Origin of the sequence: Sphingomonas sp. (assembly GCF_039594485.1) — a bacterium.
Taxonomy (GTDB): Bacteria; Pseudomonadota; Alphaproteobacteria; order Sphingomonadales; family Sphingomonadaceae; genus Sphingomonas.
On record NZ_JBCNNI010000028.1, the window covers coordinates 40,896 to 54,536 of the forward strand.

The window sequence follows — 13,641 nt, forward strand, 5'->3', positions numbered from 1 at the left end:
TCTTGCTACCCCTGTGATGTCTTGTCGACGGGCGCCGCGTCCGCCCCGTCACCGGCGGCACCCTTGCCCGTCGCGCCCCCCGCACTGGCGGGTTCGGCCAGGGCATGATTCTGATTCAAACCGGGCTTTCGCGCAACCAGCTTTGTCGGGTCCCGCATGTCGAAGCGCAACCAGCCGCGGCCGAGCAGCGGCCTGGATCCATCCATGGCGGCAAAGCGCATCAGCGCCGCCCCCGCCCCCTCCTCGGGCAGGGCCAGCGTCTCGCCGCTGTCGAAGGTGATGTCCCAGCGGCGATTGCCGATCCAGGTCGCCGCCTTCACGCGCGGCTTCAGGGCGGGGGCCGCGGACAGCAGCGCCTGATAGGCGGGCTCCTGCAAATTCGCGCCCGGCCCGATGATCAACGGCAGGTCGGGCATCGCCTCCGGCCGCACCGGCTCCAGCAAGACGCCGCCCGCGTCGATCAGGGTCAATTGGCCATTGTCCTGCCAGACTGCCGCCGGGGTCCGCTCCTCGATATCGACGAGCAACGTGTCGGGCAGGCGACGCGAAACATGCGCGTCCTTGATCCAGCCATAGCGGAGCAGCTTGGCGCGCACATCCTCCAGATTGACGAGCGGCATCGCGCGGCTCTGCTGGTCGAGCGCAACGGCATAGACGGTCATCCGGTCCATCCGCTTCAGGCCGGTCACCTCGATCTGCTGGACGCGGAAACCGGCATGGCCCGCCTGTTCCGCGATGGCGGTGCCGATCATGCCGGGCACGCCGACATAGGTGGCGACCGCCAGCGCCGCCGCCCCAGCACCACCCAGGATCGTCCAGGTGACCGCCTTCCGAACCGTCTCTTCGCTGACCGGCAGGCGGGCGAGCAATCGCTGCGCCAGCGTCTCGCGACGCACCGGCTGGCGGCGACGCGGCACGGGGCGGCGGGGTGACGGCCCGCGCTTGATCGTGCGGCTCATCCCGCGCGTTCCCGTTCGATCGGGTTGGCCCCATACCAGGCCATCGCCTCGTCGACGATCGCCTGGACCAGCATGTCGTAATCCAGGCCGACATGGCGGCCCTGTTCGGGCACCAGGCTGAGCGGGGTCATGCCCGGCTGGGTGTTGACCTCCAGCAGGAACAGGCCGTCGACGCCACGCTCGTCGTCCCAGCGGAAGTCGGAGCGCGACGCGCCCCGGCACCCGAGGATCCGGTGCGCTTCGAGCGCGAGCGACTTGCACGCCTCGGCGATCTCGTCGGGGATATGGGCGGGGCAGACATGCTCGGTCAGGCCGTCGGTATATTTGGCGTCGAAGTCGTACCAGCCGTTCTTGGGCTTGAGTTCGGTCACACCGAGCGCACGGCCACCCAGCACGGCGGTCGTCAGTTCGCGACCACGGATATAGGGCTCGGCCAGCAGTTCCTCGAACTCGCCCCAGGGCCCTGCCACGTCGCGCGCGATCGGGCTGCCATGGTTGCTGGTATCGGTGACGATCGCGACCCCGACCGACGAGCCCTCGTTGACCGGCTTCACCACATAGGGGCGCGGCAGCGGATCACCGGCAAACAGCTCCTCCGACTTGACGATCCGGCCGCCGGGCATGGGGATGCCGTGCGGGACCAGCGCCTGCTTGGTCAGCACCTTGTCGATCGCGATGACCGAGGTGGCGAGCCCCGAATGGGTATAGGGCAAACCCATCAGGTCGAGCATGCCCTGCACCGTCCCGTCCTCTCCGGGTGAACCGTGCAGTGCGTTGAAGACGAGGTCGGGCCTGGCCGCGACCAGCTTCGCCGCCACGTCACGGTCCATGTCGATCCGGGTGACGCGGTGGCCGTTCCGTTCCAGCGCATCGGCGACGCCCGCGCCCGACATCAGCGAGATCGGCCGCTCCGCCGACCAGCCGCCCATCAGAACCGCGATATGCAGAATATTGGTCACTTCGCGATTCCCACTCGTTGTATTTCCCATTCGAGCGTGACGCCCGATTGTGACTTCACCCTCGCCCGCACGTCCTCGCCCAGCGCCTCGATCTCCGCGGCGGTCGCGCTGCCGAGGTTGAGGAGGAAGTTGCAATGCTTCTCCGACACCTGCGCATCGCCCAGCGTCAGCCCGCGACACCCCGCCGCATCGACCAGCGCCCAGGCCTTGTGCCCCTCGGGATTCTTGAAGGTGGAGCCGCCCGTCTTGGAGCGTAGCGGCTGCGACGCCTCGCGCGCGGCGGCGATGCGGTCCATCTCCGCCTGAATATCGGCGGGTTCGGCGGCGTGACCGCGGAAGGTCGCCTCGACCACCACGGTCCCGTCGGTCAGGTTCGAGTGACGATAGCTATAGTCGAGATCGGCCGGGTCCAGCGTCTCAACCCTGCCGTCCCGCCGAACGACCGTAGCGGACACCAGGACGTCGGCCACCTCGCGGCCATAGGCCCCACCATTCATCCGCACGAATCCGCCGACCGTGCCGGGGATCGAGCGCAGGAACTCCAGTCCGCCGATCCCGGCATCACGCGCATTGGACGAAACCAATATGCCCGACGTCCCGCCGCCGCAGGTGACGAGATGCCCCTCCCCCGCCCGAGCGTAGGAAAAGGGCTTGCCCAGCCTTATGACGACGCCCGGTACGCCGCCGTCGCGCACGATCAGGTTTGAACCAAGTCCCAGCGCCATGACCGGCACCTCGGCCCCGAGCGCTTTCAGGAAGGCCGACAGGTCATCGACGTCCCTGGGCTCCAGCAGATATTCGGCCGGCCCGCCCGCCTTGAACCACACGAGCGGCGCCAGTGGCGCGCCTTGGGTCAATCGACCGGCGGTGTCGGGCAGGGTCATCGGCGCGCCTCGACCGCCGCCGCCAATCCGGCCGCCCATTTGGTGATGTCGCCCGCACCCAGGCACACGATCATGTCGTCCGCCCGGATCGACCCCGCCAGGTCCTGGGCCAGCGCATCCGCATCCGCCACGGTCGCGGTCGAGCGATGTCCGCGCCGTTTCAGCCCCTCGACCAGCGCATCGGCATCGACGCCCTCGATCGGTTGCTCGCCCGCCGCGAAGACCGGCGTCACCAGCACGCGGTCGGCATCATTGAAGGCGGTCTGGAACTCCTCCATCAGATTACCGAGGCGCGAGAAGCGGTGCGGCTGCACCACCGCGATCACCCGGCCGCGCGCGCCTTCGCGAGCGGCGGCCAGCACCGCGCGGATCTCGACCGGATGGTGGCCATAATCGTCGATCACGGTCGCCACGCCGCCATCGACCGCGATCTCGCCGACCTTGGTGAAGCGCCGCTTGACGCCGCCAAACTGGCCGAAGCCCTGCTGGATCGTCGCGTCGTCGATGCCCAGTTCCAGCGCCACGCCGATCGCGGCCAGCGCGTTCTGGACATTGTGGCGGCCGGGCATGGGCAGTTCGATCCCCTCGATCGAACGGCTGGAACCGTCGCGATTGCGGATGATCGCCTCGAACCTGTTTCCGCCGGGGATGGGCGTGACATTGACGCCGCGCACGTCCGCCTGGGCGGAAAAGCCATAGGTCACGACGCGGCGGTCGCGGACGCGCGGCAGGATGTTCTGCACCTCGGGATGGTCGAGGCAGAGCAGCGCGGCGCCATAGAAGGGCACATTCTCGACAAACTCGACGAACGCATCCTTGACCCGCTCGAACGAGCCATAATGGTCGAGATGCTCAGGATCGATATTGGTGACGACCGCGATCGTCCCGTCGAGCCGCAGGAAGCTGCCGTCGCTCTCGTCCGCCTCGACGACCATCCAGTCGCTCGCACCGAGACGCGCATTCGAGCCATAGCTGTTGATGATGCCGCCATTGATCACGGTCGGGTCCACGCCCCCGGCATCGAGCAGCGCCGCGACCATCGAGGTGGTCGTGGTCTTGCCGTGCGTGCCCGCCACCGCGACGGTGGACTTCAGGCGCATCAGCTCGGCCAGCATCTCGGCGCGGCGCACCACGGGGATGCGGCGTTCCAGCGCGGCTTCGACCTCGGGGTTGGAACGGGTGATCGCGGTCGAGGTGACCACCACTGCCGCATCGCCCAGATTGTCGGCGGCATGGCCGATCGCGACCGGAATGCCCTTGTCCCGCAGCCCCTGCACGACATAACCCTCGGCCACGTCGGAGCCTTGCACCCGGTAGCCGAGATTCTTCATCACCTCGGCAATGCCCGACATGCCGATGCCGCCAATCCCGACGAAATGGATCGTGCCGATATCCGTCGCGACGCCCTTCATGCGCCCATCCCCGCCAAATTCCTTGTTCCTTGCGCCTTGCCCACCGGCAAGACCATGCGCGGTGCATCCAGGCTCTCGACCAGATCGGCGAGATCGCTCGCCGCCTCGGGCCGTCCGCAACCGCGTGCCCGACCCGCCGCATTCTCCAGCGCCGCCGGGTCGAGGCCCAGCTTCTGCATCTGCTTGGCCAGTTCGACCGGCGTGAAATCCTTCTGCGCGATCGTCCGCGCGCCGCCCGCCCTGGTCATCTCGCGCGCGTTCACCGTCTGGTGATCGTCGGTCGCGGAGGGAAGCGGCACCAGGATCGCGGGCCGCCCCGCCACCGTCAGCTCGGCCAGCGTCGACGCCCCGGCCCGTGCAATGACCAGATGCGCCCAGGCGAGCTGCTCGGGCAGGTCGGGCAGATAGGTGGCGAGTTCGGCCGGAATCTCATGCTCGGCATATTTGGCGCGGACTTCGTCGATATCCTCGATCCGCGCCTGATGCGTCACCTGCAACCGCCGCCGGAAGGTGACGGGCAGCATGGCGAGGCCATCGGGCACCACCTTGGACAGGATGCTCGCCCCCTGGCTGCCCCCCGTCACGAGGACGCGGAAGATACCGTCTTCCTCCAGCAGCGGATAGGGACGCGACCGCAGCGCCAGCACCTGATCGCGCACCGGATTGCCGATCAGCCGGGTCTTGCCCGCATATTTGGCGTTCAACCGCTGGGTATCCTGATAGGATAGCGCGATCGCATCGACTTTCCCCGCGACCAGTCGATTGACCCGACCCAGCACCGCATTCTGTTCGTGGATGGCGGTGGGAATCCGCTCCGCGAACGCCGCCAGCAGCGCGGGCATCGCCGGATAGCCGCCGAAACCGATCACGGCGGCGGGACGGAAGGTCGAGTAGAGGTCGCGCGCCATCTGCCGGCCGCGCCACATCTCGCGCATCGCCTTGGCCCAGCCGACGGGCCCGCCGGCAAAACGCCCGGCGGGCAGGACATGCGTCTGGATATCGTCGAACAGCCCCGGAAAGCGCACCCCACGCGCATCCGACACCAGCGCGACGCGGTGCCCGCGCCGGGTCAGTTCGGCCGCGAGCGCCGCGGCGGGGACCATATGGCCGCCGGTACCCCCGGCGGCGAGGACGAAGTGACGGCTCATTGCCCGCTCCACCTGACTACATAGGGGCTGCGCGTCAGGAACGGGTTGCGCCGCGTGAACGCCAGCAACAACCCCATCCCGATCGACAGCGCGATCATCGACGAGCCGCCATAGCTGATGAACGGCAGGGTCATGCCCTTGGACGGGGCCAGCCCCGTATTTACCGCCATCGAGATCAGCGCCTGCGCACCGAACTGCACCGCCAGCCCGGAGGCCGCGTAGAGCTTGAACTCGTCCTGCTCGTCAAGCAGCTTCACGAACACCCGCACGACGATCGCCAGAAAGACCAGTGCGATGATCGAGCAGGCGATCAGTCCGAACTCCTCGCCGATCACCGAGAAGATATAGTCGGTATGCGCCTCTGGCAGGCCGAACTTGGCGGTGCCGCCGCCCGGCCCGGTCCCGGTCCAGCCGCCCGCGGTCAGCGTGTTGTGCGCCGCGTTGACCTGGAAATGGTCGGCCGCCCCCTCGCCATCGACATCGGGAAACAGGAAGGCATTGATACGGCTGCGCGCGACGCCGTAGAACATATAGGCGGCGGTCAGCCCCACCGGGACCATCGCCGCCAGCCCCAGCAGCACCCGCATCGGCGTGCCCGAGATCATCAGGAGCGCCGCCCAGACCAGACAGAAGACGATGGTCTGGCCGAAATCGGGCTGCATCATCAGCAGCCCCGCGACGAGCCCGGTCATGCCCATGGTGATCAGCGTAGCGGGCAGATCGCGCTCCTTGGCCTTCAGCGACAACAGCCAGGCCGTCGTCACGATGAACATCGGCTTCAGGAATTCCGATGGCTGGAACTGGGCGATGCCGAAGCCGATCCAGCGTCGTGCGCCGTTGATCTCGACCCCGATAAAGGGGGTGACGGCCAGGATGACGATCAGGATAGCCGTCCCAAGCACCGCCATCCGCCGCGCCGTGACGACCGGCAGCATCGAGACGCCGAACAGCACGGGCAGCGAAACGCCGACCCACATCACCTGCCGCCAGAAATAATAGAGCGGGGCGAATTTCCGGTGCTCGCCCGAATAGCGCATTGCGGTGGCCGGACTCGCCGCCGCGACCGCGACCAGCCCGATCGCGATCAGGAACAGCGTGAGCAGCAGGAGAACACGGTCGATATCCCAGAACCAGGTTCCGAGCGGCGATCGGTCGCCGCGCCCGCCGCGTCCCTTGATCGATCCGATCAGGCCGGGGCGTGGGGCGGCCTTGGGAGTGCGGTCCTTCACGCCAGAGCCTCCACCGCCGCGCGAAAGGCGTCGCCCCGCGCTTCGTAATCGCGAAACTGGTCGAAGCTGGCACATGCCGGGGACAGCAGCACGGTATCCCCCGGCAAAGCCGCCGCCGCCGCATGGGCGACCGCCGCCGCCAGCGTGCCCGACTGCTCGACCACCGGCACCTTGTCCTTCAACAAGTTGAAGAAGAGCGGTGCCGCCTCTCCGATCGTATAGGCCGCGACGACATGATCCAGATGCGCGGCGCAGGCGTCGAGATCGTCGCCCTTGCGCTTGCCGCCGACGATCCAGTGGACGCGCGGGAACGCCGCCAGCGCGGGCGCGGTGGATTCGGGATTGGTTGCCTTGCTATCGTTGACGAACGCCACGCCGTTCCGGGTGGCGACATGCTGCATCCGGTGCGGCAGGCTGGCATAGCTGGCGAGGCCCGCCGAGATCGCGTCCTCACCGATACCCAGCGCGCGCGCGACGGCGATCGCGGCCTGGGCGTTCTGTGCATTGTGCGGACCTTGCAGCGCCGGCCAGCGGCTCTGGTCGAGCGTCGCATCGGGCATGATCGTGGCCAGATCGTCGGCCCGCCCCGCCAGTCCTTGCGCAATATTGGCGGACGCCTCATCGCCCATGCCGACAACCGCGACATGCCCCGCAGACTGCATCGCGAACAGCCGCGCCTTCGAGGCGGCATAGCCCGCGAAACCGTCATAGCGGTCGAGATGATCCGGCGTGAGGTTGAGCAGCACCGCGACGTCGCAATCCAGGCTTTCCGTCAGGTCGATCTGATAGCTGGACAGCTCCAGCACATAGACCCCGCCCTCGGGCAAAGGCGCCTGCCCCAGGATCGGCAGGCCGATATTGCCGCCCATCAGCGTCGGCACGCCCGCCGTCTTCAGGATGTGATGGACCAGTGCGGTGGTGGTCGACTTGCCGTTGGTGCCGGTGATGCCGACGACCTTGTGCGGCGGCAGGTCGTGCCGCGCCTGTGCGAAGAGTTCGATGTCGCCGATCACCGGCACCCCCAGCGCGCGCGCGGCGGCGGCCAGCGGATGGGTGTTGAGCGGCACGCCCGGCGACACGATCAGCGCGTCCATGCCCGACAGGTCGTCGAGCGGCGAAATCCGCAGCCGGTCATGGGCGGCAAAGGCCTCGCACTTGGCGGGATCGCTGTCCCACGCCATCACGCTCGCCCCGCCTTCCAGCAGCGCCGAAACGGTCGCGGCGCCGGAGCGCGCCAGCCCCAGCACCGCGAAAGTCTTGCCTACCCAGTTGCTTGCGACGATCATCGCAGCTTCAACGTCGAAAGGCCCGCCAACGCCAGCACGAAGGCGATGATCCAGAAGCGGATCACCACCGTCGGCTCCGACCAGCCGAGCTGTTCGAAATGATGGTGAATCGGGGCCATGCGGAACACCCGGCGACCGGTGCGCTTGTAGAAGAAGACCTGGATGATGACCGACATCGCCTCGACCACGAACAGGCCGCCGATGATCCCCAGCACGATTTCATGATGCGCGACCACCGCGATGGTGCCCAGCGCACCGCCCAGCGCCAGGCTGCCCGTGTCGCCCATGAACACCGCCGCCGGGGGCGCGTTGAACCACAGGAAGGCCAGCCCCGCGCCGACCACCGCGCCGCAGAAGATCGCCAGTTCCCCCGCGCCCGGCACATGCGGAATGCCCAGATAGTCCGCGAACTTGGCGTTACCAGCGAGATAGACGATGACCATGAACGCGACGCTGGCGATGATGACCGGCATGGTCGCCAGGCCGTCGAGCCCATCGGTCAGGTTCACCGCATTGCCGAATGCGACGATCGTGAAGGCGGCGAACAGCGGGTAGAAATAGCCCAGATCGATATACATGCGCGAGGTGAAGGGCAGATACAGATGCGGGCCATTCTGCCCCATGATGATCCACGCCGCGATCCCCGCGATCGCGAATTCCAGCAGCAACCGGGTCCGCCCTGACACGCCCGCCGTCGAGGCCTTCCGCACCTTGTCATAATCGTCGAGAAATCCGATCGCGCCAAAACCCAGCGTCACGAACAGGCATGCCCAGACATAGGGATTGAAGACGTTCATCCAGATCAGGATGGACAGCGCCATGCTGGTCAGGATCATCAACCCGCCCATGGTCGGCGTACCGCGCTTGGCCAGATGGGTCTGCGGCCCGTCGGCGCGGATCGGTTGTCCCTTGCCCTGACGGACGCGCAGCCAGCCGATGAAGCGCGGTCCGATGATCAGGCCGATGAACAAGGCGGTCGCCACCGTCGCGCCGGTGCGGAACGACTGATAGCGGATGAGGTTGAGGAGTCCCGGAAATCCGAGATGCTCCGCGATCCAGTACAGCATCTAACTCACGCCCCGCCCGTTCGGGTTTCATCACGCAGTGCGGCGACGACACGCGCCAACCCCACCCCGTTCGATCCCTTGATCAGCACCACGTCATCGGGTGCGACAATCGTGGCCAGCGCCTCGCGCGCGGCCTTCGCATCGGCCACATGGACGAAATCCACCCGCCCCTCAAGCGCGGCCGCCAGCGACGCCATCGATTCACCGACGAGCAGCGCCTTTTCGACGCGCGCGGCCAGGATCGGTTCGGCCAGCCCGGCATGATAATCCGCCGAATCCTCGCCCAGTTCGCGCATCTCGCCCAGCACCGCGACATGCCGCCCCGGCTCCTCGGCCAGCACGGCCAGCGTCGCGCGCATCGAGGCGGGATTGGCATTGTAGCTTTCGTCGATCACGAGCGCGCCGTTTCCGGCCCGGAACCGCGCGCCCCGCCCGGCCAGCCCGCCCAGTTCGGCGAGCGCCAGCCCCGCCAGCCCCAGATCGCCCCCCGCCGCATCGACCGCCGCCAGCACGGCCAGCGCATTGGACACCCAATGCTGCCCCGGCTGGGACAGGGTGAAGTTCAGTTCGCGCGCTCCGATCCGGGCGGTGACGAAGCTGCCGCCATGGGCCCCGCGCATCGCTTCGATCGCCCGGACATCCGCCGCGGGATCGAAGCCGAAGGTCACGATCCGATCGGCATGGGGCCGGGCCGCCGCGATCAGGCGGTCGCGGTGCGGACTGTCATAGGGGATGATCGCGGTGCCGCCGGGCTGCAGCCCCCGGAAGATCTCGCCCTTGGCGTCGGCGATCGCGGATTCGTCGGGGAAGAATTCGGTATGCGCCGGGGCGATCGCCGTCACGATCGCGATATGCGGGCGCACCATCGCGGTCAGCGCCGACAGCTCGCCCGCGTGATTCATCCCCATCTCGAACACGCCGGCCCGGACATCGCGCGGCATCCGCGCCAGACTGAGCGGAACGCCAGTATGGTTGTTGTAGCTCTTGACCGAGCGATGCACGCGCCCACGCCAGCCACGTTCGAGCGCGGCGTAAAGCGCCTCCTTGGCGCTGGTCTTGCCGACCGAGCCGGTGACACCGATGATCGTCGCATCGGTGCGCGCCCGCGACGCACGGCCCAGGTCCTCCAGCGCGCGGAAGCTGTCGACGACGCGAACATGGGGATGATCGGTATCCGCGCTGACCAGCGCGCCGGTCGCCCCTTGCCCAAAAGCCTGGTCGAGGTAGCGGTGCCCATCGGTCGCCTCGCCCGCCATCGCGACGAACAGGTCGCCCCGCCCTACCTCGCGGCTGTCAAAGGCGACGCCCGAGACCGTGAAGTCGGCGGACGCAATGCCCCCGGTCGCGGCCGCAATCTCCTGCGCGGTCCACAGGGTCATTTGCGTTCCTCGGGGGACTTGGCACCGTAATGCAGCGACAGCTTGGGCCGCGTCCGAACGGGGGCGGCCGGCGGCACGGTGTCGGCCTTGTCGACCGGTGGCGTCTTGGTGGGGGCCTGTGAGCTCATGCCGCGCACTCCCGCGCGACCGTCACGTCGTCAAAGGGCAGGACGAGGTCGCCGACAATCTGGCCCTGTTCATGCCCCTTGCCCGCGATCAGCACGATGTCCTGCTCGCCCGCCTCGGCAATCGCGGCGGCGATGGCCGCGCGGCGGTCGCCGATCTCGATCGCGCCGGTCGCGCCGCGCATCACCTGCGCGCGGATCGCGGCGGGGTCTTCGGTGCGGGGATTGTCGTCGGTCACGATCACCCGGTCGGCATGCATCGAGGCGACCTGTCCCATCACCTCGCGCTTGCCCGGGTCGCGGTCGCCGCCCGCGCCGATCACCACGATCAGGCGTCCGCCCGCATGGGGCTTGAGCGCCGCGATGGCCGCTTCGACCGCATCGGGCGTATGCGCGTAATCGACATAGACGGGCGCGCCGCTCTTCGCGATCGCGGCGCGCTCCAGCCGCCCGCGCACCGGCTGCAACCGGCCCAGATTGGCGATCGTCGTCGCCACGTCCCCGCCGGTCGCGATGACCAGCCCGGCCGAGACCAGCGCATTGGCCGCCTGATAGGCGCCGATCAACGGCAACTGGACCCTGTGGGCCACGCCATGCTCGTCCTCGATCACCAGCCCTTGCCCCAACAGGGTCGGATGCCGCTCGACGAGCTTCAAGGTCGATCCGCGCGTGCCGACCGTGACCAGCCGGTTGCCGCGCGCGCGCGCCAGATCGATCACTCGGCCGCTCTCGATATCGTCGGCCCAGACGACCGCCGTGCCCTCGGGCGACAGCACCTCGGAGAACAGCCGCATCTTGGCGGCCAGATAGGCGCCCATGTCGCCATGATAGTCGAGATGATCGCGCGACAGGTTGGTGAAGGCCGCCGCCGACACCTTCAGCCCCTCGGTCCGATACTGGGTCAGGCCGTGGCTCGACGCCTCGAACGCCAGATGGGTCACGCCCTCGCGCGCCAGGCCCGCCACATTCGACAGGAAGGTGACGACATCGGGCGTGGTCAGCCCGGTATAGGTGCGCTCATCGGCGGTGGTGACGCCCAGCGTCCCGATCGAGGCGGCGTGTTGGCCTGCCATACGCCACAACTGGCGCGTCATCTCGACCGTCGAGGTTTTGCCGTTGGTGCCGGTCACCGCGACCGCCGTTTCCGGGAAGGGCGCGAAGAACGCCGCCGCCAGCCGGGCAAAGGCGGCGCGCGGTTCGTCGGAGGCGATATGAACCGCGCCCTCCACCGTGACGTCGGGCCGTGCGACCACCGCCACCGCCCCGCTGCGCACCGCATCGGCGATGAAATCCTCGCCATTCACCCGCGCGCCCTGGAATGCGCCGAAAACAGTGCCGGGCGCGACCTTGCGATGGTCGATCGCAAAACCGGAGACGAGGACGTCACCGCCCTCGTCGATCTGTTCCGCCGTCAACTGGTTCAGCTTCATGCCGCCGCCCTCATCGCCCGTCCACCGGCGGCGCGGTCGGATCCTGCCACAGCGTCGGCAGGATGTCCGAAACGTCGACGTCGCGGTTCGCATCCGGCACCACGCCCAGCATCGCCCCGACCCGCGTGATCGTCCGCCCGACGACCGGCGCGGCGTTCCAGGCTGCGGTTTTCCACCCGAACGTCTCCTTCGTCCCCTTTGGCGAGTCCAGCATCGCCAGCACGACATAGCGCGGCGCGTCCATCGGAAAGGCCGCCGCAAAGGTCGCCACGTTGCGCGACCGATCATAGCCGCCCGCCACCGCCGCTTCGGCCGTACCAGTCTTGCCGCCGACGCGATAGCCCGGCGCATCGCCCTTGCGGCCCGTACCGCGCATCACGACCAGGCGCAGCATCTGGCGCATCCGCGCGCTCGTCGCCTCGCTCAGCACCCGCCGTCCGGCGGCGGCATGGCCGGGTTCGACCTTCAGCAGCGTGGCGGGCCGCCAGATGCCGCCATTGACCAGCGCGGCATAGGCCGATGCCAGGTGCAGCGGCGTAACCGCGATGCCATGGCCATAAGCCGTCGTCATCGTTGTGGTCCGCGCCCAATAGGTGGGCAGAAGCGGGCGGCCCTTTTCGCGCAGTTCGATATCGGGCTTGGTATCGAAGCCCAGCTTGCGGAACATCGCCTGCATCCGCTGCGGCCCGATCTCGTCGGCGATGCGGGCGGTCGCGATGTTGGAGGAATAGATCAGCGTCTCGGCCATGTTCAGCCAACGCTTCGGGTCGCCCGCCTCGTCATGGATCGTATAGCCGCCGACCTTCAGCGGATGGGTCGCGTCGAAACGCCGTGCCATGGAGGTGACGACGCCATTCTCCATCGCCGTCGCCATGGTGATCGGCTTGAAGGTCGACCCCAGCTCGAACACGCTCTGCGTCGTGATGTTGCGCAGTTCGTCGGTACCCGCCATGCCGACCCGGTTGGGGTTGAAGGTGGGCAACGAGACCATCGCGATCACCTCACCGGTCGCCACGTCCAGCACGATTCCGCCGCCGCCACGCGCCGAGAAGGTGTTCATCGCGCGGCCCAGCTCGCTCTCCAGCGCCGCCTGAACCCGCGTATCGAGCGACAGCGCGACCGGCTTGCCCGCCTGGGTGGGGTTGAGCAGCCGCTCGTCGAGCACGCGCTCCATCCCGCTCATGCCGTGGCCGTCGGTCGACAGGAAACCCAGGGCATGCGCGGCCAGGTTGGATTGCGGATAAAGCCGCTGCGTCTCGCGGTCGAAGACCAGGCCGGGTTCGCCGATCGCGTTCACCTGCTCGACCAGCGCGGGGCTGGCGCGGCGTTGCAGATAGACGAAATTGGCTTTGCGGGTGAGCTGGTTGTAGAACCATGCCTGATCGCCACGATCGGGCATCAGCGCCGCCAGCCGCGCGGCGATCTCCATCGGATCGCCCAGCAGCTTCTTGGGATGGACCGCGATCGTCCAGCTGTCGATCGTGCGGGCCAGCGGTGCCCCGTTGCGGTCGACGATATCGCCTCGCGCGGCCAGCGTCGCGGTCCGCGCCGCCGCATCGGCAGGCCCGGCGAAGATCGCCAGCAGCATCAGACGCCCGATCACCACGACCACCGCCGCGGCGAACAGCATCATCAGCATCATCAGCCGCATATGCGTCGTCGCGACCAGCGCATGGCGCTGGCCGGCGGTGCGCTGCGTTCCGGCGGGGCGCGCGACGAGAACGCTCAACGCGACCGCCGCGATTCGGTCTTGGCCCCCTTGA

The 13,641-nt window shown here is 68.1% G+C and carries 12 protein-coding genes; all 12 read right to left on the reverse strand.

Going from position 1 to position 13,641, the window contains the following annotated elements; genetic code table 11:
- Positions 1-5 precede the first annotated feature (5 nt).
- From ABDV78_RS13960 to ABDV78_RS14015, 12 genes are read right to left on the reverse strand one after another with little or no spacing between them, the layout of a single operon-like run.
- Positions 6-959 (reverse strand): cell division protein FtsQ/DivIB, encoded by a 954-nt coding sequence (locus ABDV78_RS13960; RefSeq protein ID WP_343527999.1) that lies wholly within the window; start codon positions 957-959, stop codon positions 6-8.
- On the reverse strand, positions 956-1,918 hold the full coding sequence (locus tag ABDV78_RS13965; RefSeq protein WP_343528000.1) for a D-alanine--D-alanine ligase: 963 nt from the start codon (positions 1,916-1,918) through the stop codon (positions 956-958). The genes ABDV78_RS13960 and ABDV78_RS13965 overlap by 4 nt, the downstream gene beginning before the upstream one ends.
- On the reverse strand, positions 1,915-2,802 hold the full coding sequence (gene murB, locus ABDV78_RS13970) for a UDP-N-acetylmuramate dehydrogenase (protein ID WP_343528001.1): 888 nt from the start codon (positions 2,800-2,802) through the stop codon (positions 1,915-1,917). The genes ABDV78_RS13965 and murB overlap by 4 nt, the downstream gene beginning before the upstream one ends.
- The gene (gene murC, locus ABDV78_RS13975) at positions 2,799-4,214 is read right to left on the reverse strand and encodes a UDP-N-acetylmuramate--L-alanine ligase (protein WP_343528002.1); all 1,416 of its coding nucleotides are present in this window, start codon (positions 4,212-4,214) and stop codon (positions 2,799-2,801) included. Before murC ends, murB begins: the two co-directional genes overlap by 4 nt.
- Positions 4,211-5,362 carry an undecaprenyldiphospho-muramoylpentapeptide beta-N-acetylglucosaminyltransferase gene (murG, locus tag ABDV78_RS13980; RefSeq protein WP_343528003.1) on the reverse strand — a complete coding sequence of 384 codons (1,152 nt, stop codon included), beginning with the start codon at positions 5,360-5,362 and terminating at the stop codon, positions 4,211-4,213. Before murG ends, murC begins: the two co-directional genes overlap by 4 nt.
- Positions 5,359-6,540 carry a putative peptidoglycan glycosyltransferase FtsW gene (locus tag ABDV78_RS13985; RefSeq protein ID WP_343528011.1) on the reverse strand — a complete coding sequence of 394 codons (1,182 nt, stop codon included), beginning with the start codon at positions 6,538-6,540 and terminating at the stop codon, positions 5,359-5,361. Before ABDV78_RS13985 ends, murG begins: the two co-directional genes overlap by 4 nt.
- 47 nt (positions 6,541-6,587) lie before the next feature.
- Positions 6,588-7,877 carry a UDP-N-acetylmuramoyl-L-alanine--D-glutamate ligase gene (gene murD, locus ABDV78_RS13990; RefSeq protein ID WP_343528004.1) on the reverse strand — a complete coding sequence of 430 codons (1,290 nt, stop codon included), beginning with the start codon at positions 7,875-7,877 and terminating at the stop codon, positions 6,588-6,590.
- Positions 7,874-8,944 (reverse strand): phospho-N-acetylmuramoyl-pentapeptide-transferase, encoded by a 1,071-nt coding sequence (gene mraY / locus ABDV78_RS13995; RefSeq protein ID WP_343528005.1) that lies wholly within the window; start codon positions 8,942-8,944, stop codon positions 7,874-7,876. The genes murD and mraY overlap by 4 nt, the downstream gene beginning before the upstream one ends.
- 5 nt (positions 8,945-8,949) lie before the next feature.
- On the reverse strand, positions 8,950-10,323 hold the full coding sequence (murF, locus tag ABDV78_RS14000; protein ID WP_343528006.1) for a UDP-N-acetylmuramoyl-tripeptide--D-alanyl-D-alanine ligase: 1,374 nt from the start codon (positions 10,321-10,323) through the stop codon (positions 8,950-8,952).
- On the reverse strand, positions 10,320-10,451 hold the full coding sequence (locus tag ABDV78_RS14005; protein WP_343528007.1) for a hypothetical protein: 132 nt from the start codon (positions 10,449-10,451) through the stop codon (positions 10,320-10,322). The genes murF and ABDV78_RS14005 overlap by 4 nt, the downstream gene beginning before the upstream one ends.
- Positions 10,448-11,878: a UDP-N-acetylmuramoyl-L-alanyl-D-glutamate--2,6-diaminopimelate ligase gene (locus tag ABDV78_RS14010; RefSeq protein WP_343528008.1), complete on the reverse strand. Its 1,431-nt coding sequence runs from the start codon at positions 11,876-11,878 to the stop codon at positions 10,448-10,450. The genes ABDV78_RS14005 and ABDV78_RS14010 overlap by 4 nt, the downstream gene beginning before the upstream one ends.
- Before the next feature lie 10 nt (positions 11,879-11,888).
- Complete coding sequence (locus ABDV78_RS14015) at positions 11,889-13,607, reverse strand: penicillin-binding protein 2 (RefSeq protein ID WP_343528012.1); 1,719 nt, start codon at positions 13,605-13,607, stop codon at positions 11,889-11,891.
- Between the last annotated feature and the right edge of the window lie 34 nt (positions 13,608-13,641).

Coding starts and splice junctions, on each gene's coding strand:
- murD (WP_343528004.1), bottom strand. CDS start 7,877: ATGATCGTCGCAAGCAACTGGGTAGGCAAGACTTTCGCGGTGCTGGGG.
- murF (WP_343528006.1), bottom strand. CDS start 10,323: ATGACCCTGTGGACCGCGCAGGAGATTGCGGCCGCGACCGGGGGCATT.
- ABDV78_RS14010 (WP_343528008.1), bottom strand. CDS start 11,878: ATGAAGCTGAACCAGTTGACGGCGGAACAGATCGACGAGGGCGGTGAC.
- murC (WP_343528002.1), bottom strand. CDS start 4,214: ATGAAGGGCGTCGCGACGGATATCGGCACGATCCATTTCGTCGGGATT.
- murG (WP_343528003.1), bottom strand. CDS start 5,362: ATGAGCCGTCACTTCGTCCTCGCCGCCGGGGGTACCGGCGGCCATATG.
- ABDV78_RS13960 (WP_343527999.1), bottom strand. CDS start 959: ATGAGCCGCACGATCAAGCGCGGGCCGTCACCCCGCCGCCCCGTGCCG.
- ABDV78_RS14005 (WP_343528007.1), bottom strand. CDS start 10,451: ATGAGCTCACAGGCCCCCACCAAGACGCCACCGGTCGACAAGGCCGAC.
- murB (WP_343528001.1), bottom strand. CDS start 2,802: ATGACCCTGCCCGACACCGCCGGTCGATTGACCCAAGGCGCGCCACTG.
- mraY (WP_343528005.1), bottom strand. CDS start 8,944: ATGCTGTACTGGATCGCGGAGCATCTCGGATTTCCGGGACTCCTCAAC.